Genomic DNA, 21,666 nt, shown 5'->3' with positions numbered 1-21,666 from the left:
GTGCAATCATGTTCCGCGGCTTGGCCCATGCCCCCGGCGCCCATTGTATTGCGTCGGGGGCAGCATCGTAAATCGCGGTTGCGCCCTATTTGGGAAGCGCGCCCGTGAGCAACTCGCTCAGTTCCGCATCCGTGAGCTCATAGTTGTACATCGTCTTGTAGTAGCCCTTCGTGACATCCTCGATGCTGTCATCGAAGGCATCGGGATAGAGCAGCCTGGGAAGCCACTGCATGCCCATGAGCTGGTTTACGGTCGGGGGATTGTTCATCCAGCACCAGGGATTGTTCGGCACCTCGTAGTAGTTGTCGTTCGCGATGGCGGAGATGCCCTGCCACGCCGGATCATCACCCGCGGTGTTGTAGATGCTTCCCTTCTGGAAGATGATGAGGTCCGGGTTCCAGACCGCGATTTGCTCGAGGCTGATCTCGTTGCCGCTTCCCTTGCCGGATGCGTCGTCAACGACGACCACGTTGTTGGCGACCATGTCGATGACCTGTGCTTGGACGGATGTCTTCGCAATCGCGTTCAGTCCGTTTTCGCCAAGCAGGTAGGCCATGTTGACGCGCTGGGATTCGGGAATCGTCTTCATCGTGTCCTCGACCTTGGAGTACACGCGATTGCAATACTCGGAGAGCTGGTTGCCACGCTCCTCCATGTCGAGCAACTCGCCGAGGGTTTTGTATGCCGAGCCATAGTCCTCCAGATAGGCCTCGACGAACACGACTGGTATGCCGAGTTGCTCCTGCAGGGCATCGAGGCTCTCTTTCGTGTCCTTCTTCACCTCGCCCGTATCGATGATGACCTGCGGTTTGGCTGCGGCGACTGCCTCGCGGTTGAAGTCGTCCTTTGCACCGAGCACGGCACCGAAGACCGGGTAGTCCTTGAACTTCTCGCCGAAGATCTTGAGTTGGTCATCGTTGAGCGGCTGGGAGAGGCCGACCATCTTGTCAGGAGCCATCGTGAGCAGCACCTGTTGGGCCGTATGTCCCGACGGACAGATTCTTTCCAGGTTCTTTGGCAGCTCGACTTGACGGCCAAGCGAGTCGGTAAACGTCCACGTTTCCTCAGACGAGCCCCCCGAGCCTCCACTGCCCGAGCAGCCGACGAGGCCGATAGCCCCCAGGCTCAATGCGATGGTGCATGCGAGGGCGAGTGCTACGCCTCCGATTCTTTTCAGCGCCTTTCCCTTACCGTGTCTCATGGTTCATCCTTTCCTGTTGTGTCTCCACTTCGCTTCGAGGCACGCAGATGCGCACCCTATCGCCATAGAGAGAGTTGACCTCGACATCGACGCTGTAGAGGCCGCTAATGAGCTCGGAGGTAATCACGTCGTGGGGAGGGCCGTACGCATCGATGCGGCCGTCCTTCAAGACGAGCGTCCTGTCGGAATATAGAAACGCGTGGTCGGGGTTATGCGTGGACTGTATGATGGAGAGCCCTTCTTGGGCGAGCTGGCGTACGCAGGAGAGCACGCGCACGGTGTTGCCGTAGTCTAGGGCACTCGTGGGTTCGTCCATGACGATCGTACGGGCGTTTTGGGCAAGCGCTCTCGCTATGAGAACGAGTTGTTGCTCTCCGCCCGATATCTGCGTGTACATACGGTGGGCGAAATCGGCGATTCCTATGCGGTCGAGCGCGTCGTAGGCCCGTTTCTGCTGCTCGGGGCCAGGATTGCTGAGCATCTTCAGGTCGCTACCCGTGGCCATGAGCACGGCGTCGACCACCTCATAGTCGTAGACAGGCGCGTGCGTTTGCGGAATGTAGGATATTTCACGCGCTCGCTCCCGTATCGAGAGTGACTTGATGTCCTTGCCGTTGACCATGACGGTGCCGGAATAGTTCTGGTTGAGGCCCAGGATGCATCGAAAGAGCGTGGACTTTCCCACGCCGTTGGGTCCCAGCACGTTTACGAGCATGCCATCGGGAATCTCGAAGGAAAGACCGTGGAGAATCTGGTGGTTGTCGTAGGAGAAATCCAGGTTTTCGACCAAGATGCTCATAGCTTCTTCTTTCTCGTGATGAGATAGAGGAAGAAGGGGGCGCCGACGAAAGCCGTGAGGATTCCTATGGGGATTTCCGCCGTCGTGGCAAGTCGGGCGATGCCGTCTACGACGAGGAGGAATCCGGCACCCATGAGCATCGAGGCGGGGATGAGCTTGCGGTAATCCGCACCTATCAGCATGCGACACAAGTGCGGAATGACAAGACCGATCCAGCCGATCATGCCCGTCACGCACACGCAGGCGGCAGTGACGAACGTCGCCGCGATGATGACGATTATGCGGATGAGCCGGGCGTTGACTCCCATGGTAGACGCCTCGTCGTCACCCATGGTGAGGATGTTTATGCGCCAGCGCAGGGCAAAGAGCACGATACAACCCACGAGGAGTATGGGAAATATCATCGTGACCTGCGTCATCTTCGCACCAGTCAAGCTGCCCATGAGCCAGTACGTGATGTCAGCCAGCTCGTCGGTCGGGTCCGCGATGAGCTTCGCGTATGATACGCCCGCCTGGAACAGGGAACTCACCATCACGCCAGCGAGTACGACCACCATCATGTGGTTTCCCTTTGCGCGTGCGCTTATGAGCAGCACGAGGAGAACCGTGAGCAAGGCGAAGGCGAAGGCTGATACCGAGACCATACCCGCGGTGAAGCCAGCGAGGATGGCGACGGCCGCGCCGAACGCGGCTCCCTGGCTCGCGCCCAGGATGTCGGGGGAGACGAGCGGGTTCTGGAACGTCCCCTGGTATGCCGCGCCTGCCACGGACAGGCAGCATCCCACCATGAGGGCGAGAAGGATGCGGGGAAGGCGCACGTTGAAGAAGAGCGTCGCCTGTTGCTCCGTCCATGTTTGGTCAACGGGGAAGACGGAGCTTGCGAGCATACCCACGGCTTCGAGGGGGTCGATGGGGTAACGGCCCAACATGAGGGATATGGCGACTATCACGATGACGGCGATGCCGAGACCGACGATGATGGCATCTGCTCGTCTGTTCGATTGCGACTTGCCCACGGCAAGAACGCGCGTGTTCTCAGATGTGATGTCCCTCATTAACTATCCTTAGAAAACAATAATTACGATGAAGGATTATATATCATAAAGAATAAATTAATCGAAGAACTATTCTCTGGATGGTTCTATTCCGCTAGCTGACGTTTGACCAATTCCGCGTCTTGCCGGGTGGGCGCAATGCGTAGGACGCCGCCCCATGTTTCGGCAAAAAGGGATTCAGCGCGTTTGGCAAAGGTCTCTCGAACCACCACGAGCGCGTCTTTCATACCCACGCAAGGTCCATTGCGCAGCAATCTCATTGCCTCGATAAGGCCCGACTCATGGTCGAGCTCGAGGCGTCCCAGCTCGTCGATGACCAGGAGCTTGCGCCTCCTGTCGCCTTCCGCTCGTTTCTTGATCGAGAGAAGGTGCTCGTTCACGCGTGCGATGGCGGCATCGTCTATATGCCAACCCAAGCCGGCTCTGCCAGCCTGGCTCAAGTCGGCATACATGCCGTTTGCGCGCGCGATATCCGCACGCTGGGCGAAGGGGACCGTGACGTTGTCGGGCAGGAGAAGGTTGCTTATTCCGAGCTTTTCGTAGCCCTGGTCGTTGGCGGCATTCGTGCTCGATTCGACCCAGATGCCCGGGGCGATTACGCCATAGCACGCGATGCCAAGGCGGGAAAGGTCATCCGCGAGGCGCTCGAGCCATCGGCTCTTCCCGATTTGAACGTTGCCGGTAAGAATGAATAGCACTGATGACCTCTATTGTCGAAATATTATCCTTTATAGGATATTATAGTTTTATTAATATAGTCTAAGCAAGAAAGCCAGAAGACAATCATGTGCATGGAGGTGCCCGTTATGCCTTGGACCCTGTACGACGAATTGATTGCAGGAGTACCTGGAGATGTGCTCGTCACCGATTACTGCTTGGGGGCAAAATGGAGCTACGTGGAGGCGGAGAGCGGTTTGGGCGTCTCCTACACCTGCCGCGGTGGTGCGAGAAGATCGAGGAATTCGCGGAATTTTCGTGGCCTGCCGCTCAGAGAGCTTGCCGGCCTTTCCAAGTCCTGGCGTTTCGAGGAGGCCACGCTTGGAATCGCGGCGCTTAACGCATGGTATGCCCAAAGGACGTGCGTTGACGAACTCGGAGCTATGCACGATGAGCCTGTCGAGCTGCCTGATGGGTCCATACGCAAGAAGGACGCCTTCGAGATGATGCGTCCACGTATCGAAGCCCAGGCAGATGCTCGCGTGGTGGTGATTGGTCATTTTCCGCATGTGGATAGAATTGCGGAATATGCCGAGCTGACAGTTTTGGAACGCAATTGCCGCGATGACATCGATATGCCAGACCCTGCTTGCGAATATGTGCTGCCTCAAGCAGATTTCGCCTTCATCACCGGAGTGACGCTGGAGAACAAGACCGCCCCTCGTCTGCTTGAACTCGCAAAGGAGGCCTTCGTGACGATGGTCGGTCCTTCGGTTGTCATGGGGCAGCCCCTGCTCGATGCAGGCGCCGACATGATGGCTGGCAGCATCGTCATGGATCCCGACCTGGCCAGGCATGCCGTGAAATCAGGCGGCGGTATGCCGTTTGGAACTGCCCTGCAAATGGTGGCGATCACGAAGTAGATGCGTTTTCTCGTCTGTGATGGCTTGGGGATGATTTGACCCTTGACTTGGAGTTGACTTGAGGTGCTATAAGGTTTCCGTTTGGCGGTGGAGCGCACGCTCTTCTCCCAGTGAAAGGAAACGACAATGGAAAGCATTCTCGTGGCATATTTCAGCGCGACGGGCACGACCAAACGGGCTGCCCTGGCGCTGGCTGATTATCTAGGTGCGGACACCTTCGAGATCGTTCCGGAGGTTCCCTACTCCTCGGCGGACTTGAACTGGAATGACCGGCAGAGCCGGTCAAGCAGGGAGATGGACGATGAGGGTTCGCGTCCCGGTATCGTCGGGCAAGTCGATGACATGGATGCATACGAAACCATCTACGTGGGCTTTCCCATCTGGTGGTACGTGGAGCCGCGCATCATCGACACGTTCCTGGAATCCTATGACATGGCGGGCAAGGCCATCGTCCCCTTCGCTACGTCCGGAGGAAGCGGCCTGGGGAAGACCGCCCAGCACATGCAGGGAGTCTGCCCGCAGGCAATCGTCGAGCAGGGCTTTATGCTCAACGATTATTCAGCAGACAAGCTCGCGTCACTGCTTGGATAGAGACGCCAGACGCGCACGCGTAAGGCGAAGGCGCGAGCGTTTCCTCGATCACACGAAGGCGGAAGCTTCGGCAGCGCGGTTTCCGCCAGCCTCCGACGTCTGCAGACGCTTGCGTCCGGCGACGAGCGAAACGCATAGCAACGCCAGAGCGAAGAGCAGCAGCACGCCGACGTGACCGAGGACGAGCCCCAAGGTGGCGGAGTCCATGATGGCAGGGGCATGTGCGGCAGCCGAGCATGCTGACGAGTACCAGTATCCCGGCAACAGGTGCGCCAGCGTCACGATTTCGGGCGTCATGAGATCAAGGGAAATCCACGCACCTCCGAAGAACGAGATCACCATGCCGACGATGTTACCCGTCGCATTGCAGACGATGCCGTTTGCCCCGACCTGTCCAAGCAGGAAGCCAAGCGCAAGGGGCACCACGCAATAGGCGAGCATGCTCAGGGCACACAGCGCGAGGCCGCCGGGCTCAATCTGGGCAGCCGCGTCGGGAAACGCGACGAGGCCCAGGCAGAACGTCCATACCCATGCAAGCAAGGTGACGGCCATGCAGGCCGCGCCCAATTGCAGGTTGTAGGAGGCGAAGCTCAGCGGAGACGAGAGGTTGCGACGACGCACGTCGACGCGGCCGAGCGTGGTCACGAGAAGTCCCACGCACACGGTGATGCCGGCAAAGAGCGTGTAGGTACTCCACTGCAGGTAGAAGACGAAGCGGTCGGATTTCGAGATGGCGGTCGATTGCTCGATTACCGCAACCTGGGCCTGTTCGGACGAGTAGTCCGCAGCATGATCGATGACGTCTGCCATGGGCATTTCGGGGCTGGCCATGGCAAGTGAGCGCACCATGCCCAGAAATCCGTTGACGCTTTGGTCAACGAGCTCGCCTTCCATGGAATAGTAGCTGAACACCGTCTCCATGGCGGGGATGTCTTCACCGGCATGCGATGCCTCGGCGAAGTTTGCCTCGTAGCCTTCGGGAATGATGAGCAAATAGTCGGTGGCGCCCTTGGCTACGGCATCCTGGATGGCCAGCGGCGCGTCTTCAACGACGACCTGCGTTCCGTGTTGCGCGAGCTGGCTTGCGATGGCATCGGACAATTCGTTGCCATCGCGGTCAATGACGGAGAAGTTGCAGCTATATCGTTCCAAACCGTTCTCGTTCATGTCGAAATCGAACGATGCCGCCATGAAAATGCCCATGAAGCTGAGCCCGATGATGTAGATGATGGGAAAGATGATGTTGCCGCGTATGATGCGCATGGCGCACTTAAAGACTTGCATAGCGCTGCCTCCTCAAAGATTGCGCCGACAGCGCGAACAGGACGAGTGCCATGACGAGCAGGATAACCAGGTGACCTGCCATGGGCGCGAGCGAGTCGTAGTACATGATGCTATAGAATGCCTGGGATATCTGGACGGCGGGGTTGACGTAGTCGAGAGCGGGCAAGTTGGCCGAGATCATGTCGGCGAGTTCCATCGTGGGCTCACCGTAGAGACCGGCGAAAAGCGATGCGAAGCAGACGATACCGGTGAGGATGCCGCTCTTGCCGCTTTCGGGAACCTTGGGAATGGCGGAGATGGCGCACCCCAACGCCGTGGCCGTGAGCGCCGCAATCGCCGTCGTGAGTAGGCAGGCGCCATCGCGTCCTCCAAAGTCGACTCCGGCGACGTATCGCATGTAGAGATACGTGACGCACAGGCAGGCAAAGGTGATGGTCCAGCTCGCGCCCACGGTTGCAGTCACGGTGCGCCCGTGACTCGTCGCGCCGAGTGCCCTGCGCGCGCCAAGGGACGAAGTATTGGGCTTGAGGCGCTGAAACGCGATCATCCCAAGGGTGCCGCCGAAGAGCGCGGCCATGCCGAGCAATGCGAAGTAGAAACGCACGGATTCTTTCGGCTGGTTTGCCGTGACCGTCGTCCGGACCGTCGCCTCGATGGGCTCGGTCATGGAAGCGAGGGTTTCCGCCATGTCTGGCTGGGCAAGCAGACTGGGATTACCGCTCATCAGGTCGCGAATCATCGCGGCATTGGCGACGTAGTTATCCATCGCCATGATGAGGACGGAGGTTTTCAGTTGCTCCATGCCGGTCAAGTCGCTGACGCTCGTCACGTGGACATCTGGGGTGCCCTCCGAGAGCTGCACGTAGCCGACGCAAGGGCTTTCTCCCGTCATGTTCTCCTCGACAAGGGCCAGGGCCTCCTCGGCGTTCGGGGCATAGGTGATGGCGAAGAGGGGCTCCCCGTCCTCGTCATCGCTCAGGGCATCGAGAAAGGCCTGGAACGATTGGCCGTCGACGTCATCGGCGGGGTTGACCACGACGAGGGGTATGGGGTCGATTTCGGCTTGGTCGTCGAGAGGTCCGAACATCATCATGAAGACGGTCGACAAGATGAGGGGGAAGGCCAGCGCCCAGACGAGCACGCCGGGCATGCGCACCAGCTCGAGAATCGTGTATTTGAACGTGTTCCACATAGGGCATCGCCTGCGCTAGTCGCGAAGCTCGCGGCCGGTGATTTCCAGGAACACGTCGTTGAGCGTCGGCGGCTCGGCCCAGATGCGCCCGGCGCGCACATGGGCCTTCGCGAGCTCGTCGAGCACGTCTGCGACATTATGCTCGCCATTCTCGCAGGTGATGGAGAGCTGGCTGGCATCGTATTGAGCGCCCAGCACGTGGGGGAGGGACTGGATGCGCACCAGCGCGCCTTCGGGCACCTCGGCCTCGATGACGATCTTCTCGCCCGCGGCGACGATTTGCTTGAGCTCCTCGTTGGTGCCGCACGCGAGCGTACGACCCTTGTCCATGATCATGATGCGCGTGCAGATTTTCTCGACTTCCTCCATGTAGTGACTCGTGTAGACGATGGTCGAGCCATTTGCGTTCATCTGCTTGATGCCATCGAGAATCGACGCACGGCTCTGCGGGTCGACCGCGACCGTGGGCTCGTCGAAGAAGACGAGCTCGGGCTTGTGGGCGATGCCGCAGGCGATGTTTAGGCGCCTGAGCAGACCGCCGGAGAGCTTCTTGGGATGGGATTTCTCGTAGTCCTCGAGACCGACGAATTCGATGGCCTCGCGCACGAGCTTCTTGCGCGTTGCGCTGTCACTCACGTATAGCCCACAGAAGTAGTCGATGTTCTCGCGCACGCTGAGTTCCTCGAATACGGCGACGTTTTGCGGGACGATGCCGATTTTTCGCTTCAGGTCGTAGCTCGACTGCGTCATGGGTTGTCCGAACAGACAGATCTCCCCGCGGTCGTAGGTAAGCAACTGGAGTATGCAGTTGATGGCGGTGGTCTTGCCGCTGCCGTTTGGACCGAGCAGCCCGAATATCTCGCCGCGCTTGATTTTCATGGTGAAGTGGTCGAGAGCGATCATGCTGCCATAGCGCTTGACCAGATCGACTACTGAAACGATGTCTTGCATGTTCTTCTCCCGACATGTCCGAGGGGTCCGAATGCCTTCATTTAATCTTTTGCGGCGTGCGGAGTAAACATGACATTTGTCATAGGTTTGCAAATGTCCCGCTCAGGGGCATGTACGGGAGCTGTGTGGGGTGGCATGACGAGGGGAGCGGTATAATTGCCCTCATGGAAGAATACGTCGACGAAATCATCCTAATGGCCGCCTGCGTGGCCATATCGCTTCTCGTTGCCGATGCGAATCTTGTCATTGTCGGGCTCCTGCTTTCCGTTGCGCTCGTGAGTATATGCAGCATTGCCACGACTCCTTATCGCAATGTGGCTCAGGTCACTTTCCTCGTTTGCGCGCTCGTTCTTTCTCCTGCGTTTTTCTTTCTGCCGGTTTGCGCGTACATCATGCTGCATGAGCGCAGGTGGCTTTTGCGCGTCATTTGGGTCGCGCCGCTCGTGGCCGCGTTCTGTCTTGGATTGGTGTCGTCTGTCGGGTGTGCGGCAAGCCTGCTTGTTTGTGCTGCCGCCGTGTTACTCGGCGTAAAGGATGCGCGCGTGCGTGCGGGATACGCGGGCATGCAGTTCGCCTTCGACGATTTGCGCGAGCGTAACCTCAAGTTGCTTGCCGATCATGATGCGCGGCTGACGGGCAAGGAAGCCGTCGGTACCGAAGCGGCTGCGCGGGATGCGCGATTGGAGGCAATGGGGCCGTTCGGTAGTCTCACGGAGCGCGAATATGCCGTGGCCAAGCTCGTTGCCGAGGGCATGGACAATCGCGATATCGCGGCGAGCCTCTTCTTGTCCGAGGGCACGGTGCGCAACCACATCAGTTCGATTCTCGGCAAGCTCGAGCTGAGCAACCGCACGCAAATTGCCATCATGTACTACAAGGGCTAATGGGATAAAGGGCAGGTCATTTGTCCCGTTTCGATTTTGACAGGAGCGGCAATGGGGTTTCTCGAGGCGGTCGAGAAGAGAATCGACGAAAAACGGGCGAAGTGGGATGCCCAGGGGCCATCGGACTTCGACGCGTGGGATGGTGCCGAGCTTGAGTACATGGAGGATGTGCGCGACGAACTCATGCGCGGCGTCGAGCCAGGTGCCGTGCACGAGAGGCTCAAGGCCGAGCTTTCCGAGCTCGAGGACCGGGTTGCGGGGGAAGAAGTGTGCTACACCTTCGATTGGTACGACGACCACCATTACGAGAAGGTCTTCTCCGGTCGTCTTAAGGCCTGCCGTACCCTCTTGGAGCTTTACGAGAAGGGCTACTAGCCTTCGTCATCTTGGTCGGCATCGGTCGTGACGGGCGCGCGTCCGTTTCGCTGCGCGCGAAACTCCTCGACGAAGCCCGCCGAGAAGATGCCTGCCGGTATGGCGACGATGGCGATCGAGAGAACCATGACGACAAAGCCGATGACCCTCCCCAGGGCGGTAATGGGAACGAGGTCTCCGTAGCCGGTGGTCGTGATCGTCGTCATGGCCCAGTATATGCCGGTCAAGATGCTGTCGAAGGCTTCGGGCTGAGCGGCGTGCTCCGCCTCGTACATGAGCACGCTGGCTGCGATTGTGAGTAGTCCCAGGACCATAATGGATGCGACGATTTCCTGGCGACGGTTCCTGATGACGACGCCAATGGTGTGTAGGCCACGCATGTAGCGCGAGATTTTGATTAGGCGAATTAAACGGATGATGCTGATGGCGTCGCGCACTGCGGGCGTCATCGGAGCGAAGAGCATGATGCATGAGGGAAGAAACGAGAGCAGGTCGACCAGGCCCATCGGCGAGACCACGTAGCGTGCGCGGGCTTTGGACGGCGTCATCCTGGAGTACACCTTGTCGGCTATCCAGATTCGGGCCACGTATTCGCAGGCGAAGATGAGGGTCGAAACCATGCTGAACGCGAAGATGATGTCCTCGGCCGCTTCGGGAATCTGGTCATCGGGGACGCATACCAGGATGGCGTTTGCGACGATGCAGGCGTAGATGACGCCACAGGCCACCTTACCGCCCGTCGAGGCTTTGGCTGGGTACTCGAGTGCGAGGAAGAGCCATTGCTTGAGGCGGTGTTCCTCCTGCCTGCTAGACGTGTCGCTCATATACCGTCCTTTCGAGGTGGGGCATCTTCTCCCTGCTCATCGGGCGCTGGGCCCTTGATGTGCTTGAGCGCAAACGAGGCAAGCAGTGGCATGAGGAAGACGGTAAGGCCTCCTGCGGCGACGAGAAGCGAGGCAATATCCGCGGACATTGCACCCGCATTGGTCGCGATGTTCGTGATGGCGACGATGAGGGGAAGGGCCGTCGTGCAGTAGAACGCAACCGTCGCACGACTATGGCCGTCCATGTCGCGCGTTTCGGGTGAAATGCGCAGGGCGACGTATATGGGCAGCGCGCGCACGGCCAGCAGCGCGACGATGAACAGCACGAGCAGGAGGGGGTACTCGGCCACGGCCATGGGATTAATGGCCATGCCGCTCACGACGAAGAACAGGGGAATGAAGAATCCGTAGCCGATGCCATTGAGCTTATGCTCGAGTCCCCGGTCGCCACCGGGAAGCAGAAAGCGCAGCACGAAACCCGCGGCGAAGGCACCGAGCACGATGTCAAGATCGAACAGGGCCGACACCATGAGGAGGCCGACGAGCAGCACCATGACGGAACGAACGGTGATCTGGGCGTTCGTATCCCGATTTCTCTCGAAGAATCCGGGGAGGTGCATGCCGTTTTCCCAGATGCGTTTGGGAATCAACGCGGCAGCGACAGCGATCAACGCAAATGCGGCAAGAATCGCCAAGGTCACCCAGGTCTTGCGCGTTGACAGGATGAGGGCGATGACGATGATCGGGCCAATCTCGCCCCAGGTTCCGTATGCGAAGATGGATTTGCCAATGCGTGTACCCACGAGGCCACGCTCGTGTAGGATGGGCACGAGCGTGCCAAACGCCGTGGTGGTAAGGGCAATGGCGGCGGCAAGCCATCCGATTTGGTTTGATTGGAAATCGGGAGTGGCGATGCAGATCACCATCGCGATAGCCAAAGTGACAAGCCAGGTAAACAATCCATGACGACCTTGCTTGCCCGTCAGTTCCTGCGGGTTTATCTCATAGCCCGCGAGGAGGAACAGGAAGCCGAGACCGAGGTCGGAGACAAGCGTGATCGCTGCATCAGGCTGCGCAATGGCAAACACGTGGGGGCCGATTAGCATGCCCGCAATGAGAAGAAGGACGGTTTCAGGGACCATCCGATTGGGGACGAGAGCCGAGAGAATCGGGGCGAGAAGCGCGACCACGACTATGCAGAACAGCGATACAAGGTCTGCTTCCAAGGTGAGCACCCCCTATGGCTCGACGGTACGATCGAGGGTGATTATAGCAGCGCCACATATGGCAAAATGAGACAGTTGCTCAGAGACGTTGTCTCATTTTAGGAGGGCCATGTTCCGACGCAGAAAACGCAAAGCCGAGTTGCTCGGCAAGATAAGGCGCTATATCGCCGATGTGTATGTCGACGACCAATCCCCTACAGCGCAACTTGCGAGCATGCCGCAGGCAGCGATGGCCAGCGCCACGGCTGAGACGACTGACGACACCTTCACGGGTTCCCTCGAAATCACTGGTGCATTCGATGCCGTCACACCTGGCGATCTTGGCAATGCAATGCCCCCAGGATTAGCCGAGCGCCTCTCCCGCCTTGACGAGTCGTTTGCTCAAACGGTGCTGCGCCTCATAGACGAACGGGGCCTGCGTGATGCCACGGTATACAAACGTGCGAACATGAGCCGCCAGCTTTTCGCGAAAATCCGCAGAGATGACAATTATCGCCCCACCAAGAAGACGGCTTGCGCGTTGGCTTTCGCGTTGCGACTTCCCTACGAAGACGCTCTTGCCCTGCTCTCCCGCGCCGGCTTCACGCTGTCCCACAGCTCCAAATTTGATGTCATCGTCGAATACTGCCTCCTGAACAACATCTACGACATCAACCAGGTGAACATGGTGCTTTACGAGTTCGACCAGCAGCTTCTGGGATAAGCCCATTCGCCCCGCGCGATGTCCCCTCGTGGTTTACCTATGCGCTCGTTCCGCGGCGTAGAGTCTTCTTCGTCAAATGCCAACGAAGGAGGCAGCCATGAAGATGAAGGACTATACCGAACTCGTGTTCATCCTCGACCGTAGCGGCTCGATGGGCGGACTGGAGAGAGACACCATTGGCGGATTCAATTCCGTGTTACGCAAGAACAAGGAGCAGGAGGGCGATGCCATTGTCTCGACGGTCCTTTTTGACGATCGCATCGAAGTGATTTGTGACCGCAAGCGTATTGAGGACGTCGCGCCCATCACGGACAAGGAGTACTACGTGCGCGGGTGCACGGCCCTGCTCGACGCGGTGGGTGGTGCCATTCAGCACGTGAGCAAGGTGCAGAAAACACTGCCCAAGCACCATCGAGCAAAGAACGTCCTCTTCGTCATCACGACCGATGGCTACGAAAACGCAAGCCGCGAGTTCACGTATCCGCAGGTGAAGAAGCTCATCGAGAAGAAGCGCAAGAAGGGCTGGGAATTCGTCTTCATGGGCGCGAACATCGATGCCGCCGCCGAAGCAGCCCGCATCGGAATTTCCGCGGACCGTGCGGCCACGTATCATGCCGACGAAATAGGCACCCAGGCCGTCTATGCATCGATGGCGACTGCCTGCTGTCAGCTCCGCTCGGATGCGGGCATCACGGGTTCGTGGAAGCTCGAAATCGAGGAGGACATGGCCAGCAGGGCATAGGGGCGAACGAGACAGATGCCCTGTCCGATGTGTCTTTTCCGTGTGGCAGGAATCGTCACTTTTGGCGCACGAGATGATGAGTCGGACCTCTTCTGGCACATTATCAGGCAAGTTTGACGACTTGTGGTACATCCGATGTGCCACAAGTCCCAAAACGCGTCACGGCCGACGAACCGAGGCGCATGTCGTGTTCTCCTGAGACAGATGTACCTGTCCAATGTGTCTCATTTTATGACTTGAGGTCGCGTACGAAGAAGACGGAGCAGATGAGCACGCCTACGGCAAAGAGGGCAGACAGCCCGAGCGCCAGGTTGTAGCCGAGCGCGCCACCTACCACCGAGATGAGCAGCATCATGAGCGCCGTGCCAAACGAGGCGCATGCCTGGCGTACGGTCGTGAAGAAAGCCGAACCATCGATCATGTTTTCGACGGGCAGCTTGTGCATGCCCCAGGAGTTGAGGGGTCCGATAATCGAGCTCACGCCAATGCCGCGCACGACCTGCAACGCCGTGATGAGCCAAAACGGCGTATCGGCGGTGATGAAGGCCATGGCGCCGCTGCCGGCAACGAGCAGAAAGGCGGAGACCACGATGACGGGACGCGGACCGATCTTGTCGCTCAGTATGCCGGCGAGCGGGTTGAAGACCGCTGCGAGTATGGTGGTGGGAAGGAAGACGAGGCCCGCATCGACGGGCGTCATCTGCGCCACGTTCACGATGAAGAGCGGCAGGATGAGCGTGATGCCCATGAACGATGCGTTGAGAAGATTCTGCGCGATGAAACTCACCACATAGGTATGCGATTTGAAGATGGACATGTGAATGAGCGGGTGCTTGATGCGACGCTGGCGCAGGACGAACCACGACACGCAGACGATGCCCACCACGAGACCCGTCCAGATGGCGGGATCCGTTATCGGACGGTACGCGGCGGTGGAAAAGGAAAGGAGCACGCAACCAAAGCCAACGGTCGAGAGAAGCGCGGAGAGGTAATCAAGGTGCGCATCGTGCATCTGGTGCTCGCGTTTGCGCACGAAGGCGAGTGTCGCGAGTGCCAACACGACGATGATGCCCGAGAGAATCCAGAAAAAGCTGCGCCATCCCCACGAGTCCACGAGCAGGCCGCCGAAGAGTGGGCCGATATTGGGTGCGAAGCCAAGTGCGATGCCGGCAATGCCCATGGCCGTCGCGTTTTGGCCGGGCGGAAAGCGCGTCATCGCGATGGTCTGCATGACGGGCAGCATGATGCCCGCACTGACCGCCTGAAGCACGCGTGCGAAGAGCAATATGCCGAAGTTCGGCGAGAAGGCGGCGATGACGGCGCCGACAAGCATGAACGCCAGGGCCACGAAGATGAGCGTGCGCACTGAGTAGCGTCGGGCAAGGTGGGTCACGAGCGGTACGGTGACGCCGATGACGAGCATGTAGATGGTGGTGAGCCACTGGCTGACGCTCTCCGGCGTGCCGAAGCTCTCCTGCACACCGGAGAGCATGGAATTCATCGAAGTCTGCGTGAGCGCGCCAAGCGCCGCCGTCAGAGTGACGATGGCGAACATCGCATATGTGCGACGATTGTTCATGTACCTACTTTGCGATTGCGCCGCGTTCGCAGCGATTGCCCCAAGAGTCTATAAGCTCGTTATCACGATACACGCAAATAATTTCACAATGATTGGCACAATGTCCACATTCTACTTCGCGGGTGACGAACTCGAAGTCGAGCGCGGCCTCGAAGTCGAAGGTTCCGCCGGCGAAGGGCCCCTCATCCGTTGCGGTGGCGGGGCCGGCATCGGCGGCGAGCAGGGCGACACCATAGGCTCCCATGAGATGCCCGTCCGGATCGACGATCACGGGCATGTCCAGAAGCTCCTCGAAGGCGCGGACAACACCGACGTTCTTGCTCACGCCACCCTGAAAGACGGCGGGTCCCTCGATCTTCTTGCCCTTGCCGACGTTGTTGAGATAGTTCGAGGCAACCGCATGGCAGAGACCGGCGATGATGTCCTCGCGTGAGTAGCCCACCTGGATCTTATGGACGAGGTCGCTTTCGGCAAACACCGTGCAGCGAGCGGCGATGTTGGCGGGTTTCTTGGAGGTGAGCGCAATCTCGCCAAATTCCTCGACCTCCACGCCGAGACGATGCGCCTGGCTCGAGAGGAAAGATCCCGTGCCGGCAGCGCACAGCGTGTTCATCGCGTAATCAACGGCAATGCCATCGGAGACGATGATGATCTTGGAGTCCTGACCGCCGATTTCGAAGATGGTGCGCACATCCGGATGCAGGTGCGTGGTGCCGACCGCGTGAGCCGTGATCTCGTTCTTGATGACGGAGGCACCGAGCATCGAGCCTACGAGACGGCGCGCGCTACCCGTGGTGCCCGCGCTGACGACGCGTGCGTCATCCTCGTCGATTTGCTTGCGCAGCTCGGCGATGACGCGCTTGGCGGCGCCAGCTGGATCGCCCTCCGTCCAGAGGTAGGAGCGGGCGATGATTTCGTGGTTGTCATCGATGATGACGCCCTTCGTGGAAATGGAGCCGATATCGATTCCGATGTTGCAGTTCATGAGTGGGACTCCTTCTTCATGGCGAGCATGTCATAAAACGCCTCGAGGCGTGTGTCCAGGCCCGTGTCGCTTGTCTGGGCATCGTAAGTGAGATAGAGGGTGGGAATGCGGTAATCCGAGCTGATACGCTGGAGCACGGGTTCGCAGTCGATCTCGGGCGTGCACCCGGCCGACTTCGCGTGAACGATGCCGTCGAAACCGCGCTCGGCATAGCGTCGTGCGGCAACGATGGTCATGGTCGAGGTGGGGCCCATGTCGTAGAGCAGGTACTCGCCCGCGCTCACGCGCAAGTTGGGCTCGTTGTAGTGGATGAAGCGATGGGTGAGATTGAGGTAGCGGTGAATCTCCGTGCGCATGTTCAACAGCTTTTCGTCGAGTCCGAGGTTGGAGCGTTCATCAAACGCGGTGAAAAGCTCGCCGACGATACCGATGCGAATGGGGTTGGCCGGCTTGTCGATGGGTAGCCCGCGCATCGCATCCATGCAGCGCTTGTACGCTTCGTTGATGTCATCATCGCACGCGGCGGCATTAAGGTCATCCATATAGGCATCCCAAACGCGCTTGAACGAGCCGCGCTCGCACTCGAATCCGGCATTGGCGAGGTAGTAATCGCGTGCGTCGTCGAGTTTCTTTGCCATGTTCGCCACCGCTGCGAGCTGCACGACGGCATGGGGAATGTTGATGTCCGGGTTGACCTTCTTGAGGCAGTCCTTGGCCCAGCCGAGGGGTCCCTGGTCGTTGTGCTCGGAGAAGTTGAGCATGACGAAGTCATAACCGGCATCGCGCAAGATGGATTCCTGGAGCTCGCCGTAATAGCCCAGACGGCAGGGACCGCCAAACTGGACGAGCACGTTGGCGCCCTGGTCAAGGGCCTCGATGAAGTCACCGAGAATGTGCTTGAACGGTGTGCAGACGTAGTCGGTCGAGAGGCGTTCGCCGAGTTCGATGGTCTGCCGCGTTGCGGTGGGAAGCGGCAGGAACTCGGCATCGAGAACGCGCTCGGTGAAGAATCTGAATGCGGGTTCGTAATAGCCATACCTGAAAAACGCGACCTTTGTCATCTTATGGCGCTGCTTTCTGAGCGCCTTGCGCTGACGTTTCTCGCGCGATTTGTCGGTGATGAGCTGGGAGGGGCGCTTGGAATCACCTTCGACGGTGATTTTGGAACGCACGCCTTCGTGTTCAGCGCTCGGCACGAATGTAACCTCCTCTGCGTTGGAACTGCAGGATGTCGATGAAACTCTCGAGTCGCGTCTGGATACCGGCCGTGCCCGTCTGCGCGTCGATCATGAGGTTGAGGATGGGAACGCCTTGTATGCAGCGCATGATCGCATCATCGGTCATGGAATCGGGACCACAGGGAAACGCACTGATCAAGATGATGCCGTCGATTCGGTCCTTGAGCATGAGGATGGAGCCGATGAGCTCGCGGCTGATAATCCACGGCATGGTTGACGAGAAGTCGAGGCTCGCCTTGTACGATTTGGCGTGATCGGTCTCGCAGGCAAAGAGCGGCATGCATTCGAGCTGCGTGAGCGATCGAATGATGTCGCCGGCCATGTACTGATCGAACGCGATATAGGGATGCGCGACGACGAGGATGGAGAGCGGTGCCTGCTCGGCTCTGGCGGGATCTTTGGCAACAATGCCTCGATACTCGTCCATGAGCTTCAGGACATCCTCCTGGCGCTGCGCTTGCTGCCCGTCGACTTCTTTCTGTGCGCGCAGGGCCTCCTTGAAGGCGTGCTTGGACTCCTTGCGCGATGCGCCCAGACGCTGCCCTAACTCGACGAAGGCGGCTTGCGTCGCCTTGATGTCGCTGACGTTTTCCACGAGCAGCGATATGACGCGCAGCTCGGTGCGGAAGGTGTTGCGGACGAGGTCCGTCATGGACTGGAACTTGGTGCAGAAGCCGCGGTGCATGTCACAGCTGGCGTAGCAGGGGACGAAGACCGCGTCACATCGCCCGATGAGATTGACCACGTGGCCCATGAAGATTTTGGATGCGAGACAGGTCTCATCCACCGAGCGCGCGATGCCGTTATCGACGATGGCCTTGTCGGTCTCGTCGCTGATGACGACTGTCTTGCCGAGCGCTTCGAAGAAGGTCTGCCACAGCACACCGTAGCGATACTGCAGGAGGGCGCGCGGAATGCCGATGACATGTATGTCGGCCAAGTCGGCATAGGCTGAGGTTCTCATGATGGCTCTTTGTCCCACTTTCGCTTCGTTTTGTCGCTTGCTCTTTTAAGAATATAATAGGGCATTACTGTGAACAGGGGAGACGGAGAGACCACATGGAAGATCTCAACAGCCTACTCGTGGCTTTTACGGGCACGATCGATGACTTCATGTACACCTACATCCTGGTAATTCTTCTTGTTGCGACGGGCATATGGTTTACCATCCGCACGCGCTGCGTGCAGATTCGCTACATCAAGGACATGTTCACGAACCTCGTGGGCAAAAGCGTCACGGCCGATACGCAGTTCTCCGACGACGTCGAGAACAACGTCGATACGGGCAAGCTGCCCAAGGCTCCGGGCGCCGCCAACGAGCACGGCAGCACGGCCTATGCGGACACCACGAAGCCCAAGAAGCAGCGTCGCATCTCGTCGTTCCAGGCGCTCATGGTTTCGACGGCCTCACGCGTTGGCACGGGCAACATTGTCGGCATCGCGACGGCGATTGCGATCGGTGGCCCGGGCGCCGTTTTCTGGATGTGGCTCATGGCCATCATCGGCGCGGCATCGGCATTCGTCGAGTCGACGCTTGCCCAGATCTGGAAGGTGCGCAATCCCGACGGCACGTTCCGTGGTGGCCCCGCATATTACATTCAGCTTGCTCTCGGTAAGCGCTGGCTCGGTATCGTCTTTGCCGTAGCCCTCATCCTCTGCTTTGGCCTCGGATTCAACGGCCTGCAGACCTACAACATGGCTTCGGCCATCGACTACTACGTCATCGAAGGTCATGAGACTGTCGTCAACGCGATTATCGGCCTCTTCGTCGTCGTGGCCGTTGCCGTTGTCATCTTCGGTGGCGTGCACCGTATCTCGGTCATCACTTCCTGGATCGTCCCCATTATGGCTGGTGCCTACATCCTCATCTCCATCTGGACCTGCGTTTCCAATTTGGGTGATGTTCCCGCGGCACTCGGGCTCGTTTTCGGGCAGGCTTTCGATTTCTCGTCGCTTGCCGGTGGCTTTACGGGCTCGATGATCATGTGGGGTATCAAGCGTGGCCTCTTCTCGAATGAAGCCGGCATGGGGTCGGCACCTAACGCGGCGGCCACCGCCGACGTTTCGCATCCCGTGAAGCAGGGCCTCGTCCAGAGCCTTTCCGTCTATATCGACACGCTTGTGATCTGCACCTGCTCGGCGCTCATGATGCTCATCTTCTGCGTGCAGCAGCCCGATACCGTCGCGGCGCTCGTCGCATCCGACAGCTTCAACGGCATCGACTTCGTGCAGCTGGCGATGGCCAATTCAATTGGGCCCATCGGCATCCACTTCATGACCGCGTGCATCATCCTGTTCGCGTTCTCCTCCCTTGTGGGTAACTACTTCTACGCCGAGGGCAATATCCTGTTCATCAAGGACAGCAAGGCCGTGCTCGTCGTGTTTCGTCTCTTCTGCCTGGCGGCGATCTTCTTTGGTGCCGTGAACAACTTCAGCCTGGCATGGAACCTCGCCGATATCTTCATGGGATTCATGGCCATCATTAACCTTGTGGCGATTCTGCTATTGGGCAAGTGGGCCATCAGGGCGCTCGATGATTACACGGCACAGCGCAAGCAAGGCGTGAACCCCGTGTTTTGCGCGCAGAACATTCCCGGCATGCCCAAGACCATCTGGTGGACGCATGACACGAATTGCGCTTGCGCAGCTTCCCAGGATGGGGGCGCGGTCGAGGCGAAGGAGCATCCAGCGCAATAGATGCGGTGACATGGTGTGGTAGGGGCTTGGCTCCTGCCACGTCTGACAAAGATCCCGGGCGTCTGACCTGATTTGCGGCTGTCCTGCCAAAGATGGCGGCCACTGACCACGTAATCTGGCAAGCTGCCAAGAACGCCGGTCACTGACCGCGATCCTTGGCAGAATGTGACAGGGGTCTGACCCCTGTCACATTGAGTCAAGCGTCAAAGCGGGACAAGAGGACAGGTCATTTGTCCCGCTTCTGGCGGGGTCGGCGATGATTGTCGGCCCCGTTTTGTTTGCTAACGCTATCTTTTCCGTGAATAAAAAGTCGCTAAGGTGGCTTGCAACTCACAACAAGAGGGAGTATTTTGTACGATGTCAAGACAAATCCGTGAACGGTTCTATTTTTTGGTAAGTGGACTTCAAAGCATATGTGCCTATGAGAGTGGCACACCTGGCCGGGATGATTGCAGAGAAGTCGTAAAAGGGAGACCAAGGTAAAGGAGGGATTGAAATGTTGTTTGACGTTTACGGTCCTAATGCCGCCTTTCAATGGTCAGGACTTTTCATGGTGCTCATTGCACTCATCCTGCTCAACGAGGTGGCTCGCCGCTGGAAGGCCGGAGGAATTTTCTTCTTCTTCGGCGTGTGCGGCGCGATGACCATCTACTGCATTGCCATTGAAGTCGGCGCCGCGATGGGTGCCGAATGGGCGCTCAACAACCCCACGTACACCACCATGGGCGGCTGGTTCCACTACGCGAAGGTGTACGCCGCAACGGCCGGATGCATCGGCTTCATGATGCTCAAGTACTCGTGGACCAAGGTCGGGCGCTCGCACTGGTTCAAGACGTTCCCGTTCGTGATCGTGGCCATCAACATCCTGATCGCCGTGGCCAGCGACTTCGAGAGCGCGATTGTCGCCTGGGACTCCAGCTTCGTCACCGACGAGGGCGTCCTGCTCAACGGCGGCTGGCATAACGTGCTCAACGGCTGCGCCGGCCTGCTCAACATCCTGTGCATGACCGGCTGGTTCGGCATCTACATCTCCAAGAAGCGCCAGGACATGCTGTGGCCGGACATGACGTGGGTGTTCATCATCGCGTATGACCTCTGGAACTTCTGCTACACCTACAACTGCCTGCCCACCCACTCCTGGTACTGCGGCATCGCGCTGCTGCTGGCTCCGACGATCGCGGGTCTCATCTGGAACAAGGGCGGTTGGATCCAGAACCGCGCGTTCACGCTCTCGATGTGGTGCATGTTCTGCCAGATGGTGCCGATGTTCGCCAACGACTCCATCTTCGCGGTGCAGTCGGTGAACGACCCGGCGGTCAACACCGTGGTCGCCTCCATCGCGCTCATCGCCAACATTGCGGCTCTCAGCTATGTCATCTACCGTTCCAAGAAGCTCGGCGTCAACCCGTACAAGCATGAGATCTGGGTTGGCACCAAGGAGTACAAGGAAGCCATGGCCCGTCGTGCTCCTGTCGCCTACCTGCTCGAGACCGAGCCCAAGAGCGCCACGCCGGCAGAGATCGACGAGATGGTCGAGTACGCGGAGAGGCCCGTGCTTCCCGATCCCACCAAGGTTGACATGGAAATTGAGGTTGTCACGTATGTAAAGCGCGAGTAGGAAGTTAACAGTCCGGGGGTCTCATTCCCCCTCATTCTGGGAAGCCGGCATTAGAACTGATGCCGGCTTCCTTTTCTTCTACCCGTGTCTGTTGACGACGTGACAAAACCGCCCCGGCGACTTTTGTCACCATGCTGTCACA

Annotated in this window: 20 protein-coding genes and 1 pseudogene; 8 read left to right on the top strand and 13 right to left on the bottom strand. The window is 58.8% G+C overall.

Translation table 11 applies throughout. The annotated features are described in order from the left end of the window. Positions 1 to 85: 85 nt before the first annotated feature. From DBY20_09370 to DBY20_09355, 4 genes are all read right to left on the bottom strand, one after another. Positions 86 to 1,201: an ABC transporter substrate-binding protein gene (locus tag DBY20_09370; protein PWL77554.1), complete on the bottom strand. Its 1,116-nt coding sequence runs from the start codon at positions 1,199 to 1,201 to the stop codon at positions 86 to 88. Continuing rightward, entirely contained in the window at positions 1,188 to 2,000 is an 813-nt protein-coding gene (locus tag DBY20_09365; GenBank protein PWL77553.1) for an ABC transporter, read from the bottom strand. Before DBY20_09365 ends, DBY20_09370 begins: the two co-directional genes overlap by 14 nt. Next, positions 1,997 to 3,055 carry an ABC transporter permease gene (locus DBY20_09360; protein ID PWL77552.1) on the bottom strand — a complete coding sequence of 353 codons (1,059 nt, stop codon included), beginning with the start codon at positions 3,053 to 3,055 and terminating at the stop codon, positions 1,997 to 1,999. The genes DBY20_09365 and DBY20_09360 overlap by 4 nt, the downstream gene beginning before the upstream one ends. Before the next feature lie 86 nt (positions 3,056 to 3,141). Continuing rightward, positions 3,142 to 3,753 (bottom strand): hypothetical protein, encoded by a 612-nt coding sequence (locus DBY20_09355; GenBank protein PWL77551.1) that lies wholly within the window; start codon positions 3,751 to 3,753, stop codon positions 3,142 to 3,144. Positions 3,754 to 3,861: 108 nt separating this feature from the next. Between DBY20_09355 and DBY20_09350 the strand changes: the two genes are divergently transcribed. Together DBY20_09350 and DBY20_09345 are read left to right on the top strand one after the other, a co-directional pair. After that, on the top strand, positions 3,862 to 4,635 hold the full coding sequence (locus DBY20_09350; GenBank protein ID PWL77626.1) for a hypothetical protein: 774 nt from the start codon (positions 3,862 to 3,864) through the stop codon (positions 4,633 to 4,635). Between the two features lie 126 nt (positions 4,636 to 4,761). Then, on the top strand, positions 4,762 to 5,226 hold the full coding sequence (locus DBY20_09345; GenBank protein ID PWL77550.1) for a flavodoxin: 465 nt from the start codon (positions 4,762 to 4,764) through the stop codon (positions 5,224 to 5,226). 48 nt (positions 5,227 to 5,274) lie between these two features. On the opposite strand, the gene DBY20_09340 is transcribed toward DBY20_09345, so the two are convergent. From DBY20_09340 to DBY20_09330, 3 genes are read right to left on the bottom strand one after another with little or no spacing between them, the layout of a single operon-like run. Further along, on the bottom strand, positions 5,275 to 6,510 hold the full coding sequence (locus DBY20_09340; GenBank protein PWL77549.1) for an ABC transporter permease: 1,236 nt from the start codon (positions 6,508 to 6,510) through the stop codon (positions 5,275 to 5,277). Next, entirely contained in the window at positions 6,497 to 7,702 is a 1,206-nt protein-coding gene (locus DBY20_09335; protein PWL77548.1) for an ABC transporter permease, read from the bottom strand. The genes DBY20_09340 and DBY20_09335 overlap by 14 nt, the downstream gene beginning before the upstream one ends. 15 nt (positions 7,703 to 7,717) lie before the next feature. Beyond that, entirely contained in the window at positions 7,718 to 8,653 is a 936-nt protein-coding gene (locus tag DBY20_09330; protein PWL77547.1) for an ABC transporter ATP-binding protein, read from the bottom strand. A gap of 392 nt (positions 8,654 to 9,045) precedes the next feature. Here DBY20_09330 and DBY20_09325 point away from each other — a divergent pair, with 392 nt between their 5' ends. Then, positions 9,046 to 9,537: a hypothetical protein gene (locus DBY20_09325; GenBank protein ID PWL77625.1), complete on the top strand. Its 492-nt coding sequence runs from the start codon at positions 9,046 to 9,048 to the stop codon at positions 9,535 to 9,537. Between the two features lie 51 nt (positions 9,538 to 9,588). Next, positions 9,589 to 9,912 (top strand): hypothetical protein, encoded by a 324-nt coding sequence (locus tag DBY20_09320; GenBank protein PWL77546.1) that lies wholly within the window; start codon positions 9,589 to 9,591, stop codon positions 9,910 to 9,912. Here the strand turns inward: DBY20_09320 and DBY20_09315 are convergent. Then, on the bottom strand, positions 9,909 to 10,736 hold the full coding sequence (locus tag DBY20_09315) for an ion transporter (protein ID PWL77545.1): 828 nt from the start codon (positions 10,734 to 10,736) through the stop codon (positions 9,909 to 9,911). The two genes, DBY20_09320 and DBY20_09315, sit on opposite strands and share 4 nt — an antisense overlap. Beyond that, a complete protein-coding gene (locus tag DBY20_09310) occupies positions 10,733 to 11,971 on the bottom strand; it encodes a sodium:proton exchanger (protein ID PWL77544.1) in 1,239 nt (412 codons plus the stop codon). Before DBY20_09310 ends, DBY20_09315 begins: the two co-directional genes overlap by 4 nt. A gap of 100 nt (positions 11,972 to 12,071) precedes the next feature. On the opposite strand from DBY20_09310, the gene DBY20_09305 reads away from it, so the two are divergent. Both DBY20_09305 and DBY20_09300 read left to right on the top strand, forming a co-directional pair. Next, positions 12,072 to 12,665, top strand: coding sequence for a hypothetical protein (locus DBY20_09305; protein PWL77543.1), 594 nt, complete (start codon positions 12,072 to 12,074; stop codon positions 12,663 to 12,665). 97 nt (positions 12,666 to 12,762) lie between these two features. Next, the gene (locus DBY20_09300) at positions 12,763 to 13,407 is read left to right on the top strand and encodes a hypothetical protein (protein ID PWL77542.1); all 645 of its coding nucleotides are present in this window, start codon (positions 12,763 to 12,765) and stop codon (positions 13,405 to 13,407) included. Positions 13,408 to 13,636: 229 nt separating this feature from the next. Here the strand turns inward: DBY20_09300 and DBY20_09295 are convergent, their stop codons facing one another. The 4 genes from DBY20_09295 to DBY20_09280 form a co-directional block, all read right to left on the bottom strand. Further along, the gene (locus DBY20_09295; protein ID PWL77541.1) at positions 13,637 to 14,986 is read right to left on the bottom strand and encodes an MFS transporter; all 1,350 of its coding nucleotides are present in this window, start codon (positions 14,984 to 14,986) and stop codon (positions 13,637 to 13,639) included. A gap of 4 nt (positions 14,987 to 14,990) precedes the next feature. After that, positions 14,991 to 15,971 (bottom strand): 2-hydroxyglutaryl-CoA dehydratase, encoded by a 981-nt coding sequence (locus DBY20_09290; protein PWL77540.1) that lies wholly within the window; start codon positions 15,969 to 15,971, stop codon positions 14,991 to 14,993. Continuing rightward, positions 15,968 to 17,092: a hypothetical protein gene (locus DBY20_09285; protein ID PWL77624.1), complete on the bottom strand. Its 1,125-nt coding sequence runs from the start codon at positions 17,090 to 17,092 to the stop codon at positions 15,968 to 15,970. Before DBY20_09285 ends, DBY20_09290 begins: the two co-directional genes overlap by 4 nt. Before the next feature lie 61 nt (positions 17,093 to 17,153). Continuing rightward, positions 17,154 to 18,173, bottom strand: a complete 1,020-nt coding sequence (locus tag DBY20_09280; protein ID PWL77539.1) for a hypothetical protein — start codon at positions 18,171 to 18,173, stop codon at positions 17,154 to 17,156. Positions 18,174 to 18,415: 242 nt separating this feature from the next. Between DBY20_09280 and DBY20_09275 the strand changes: the two genes are divergently transcribed. Continuing rightward, positions 18,416 to 19,906, top strand: a complete 1,491-nt coding sequence (locus DBY20_09275) for an amino acid carrier protein (protein ID PWL77623.1) — start codon at positions 18,416 to 18,418, stop codon at positions 19,904 to 19,906. 496 nt (positions 19,907 to 20,402) lie between these two features. Continuing rightward, positions 20,403 to 21,392: pseudogene (locus DBY20_09270) on the top strand (hypothetical protein). Positions 21,393 to 21,666: the final 274 nt, after the last annotated feature.

It is taken from the genome of Coriobacteriia bacterium (assembly GCA_003149935.1).
Taxonomy (GTDB): Bacteria; Actinomycetota; Coriobacteriia; order Coriobacteriales; family QAMH01; genus QAMH01.
This window is presented reverse-complemented; position numbering and strand designations above follow the sequence as displayed.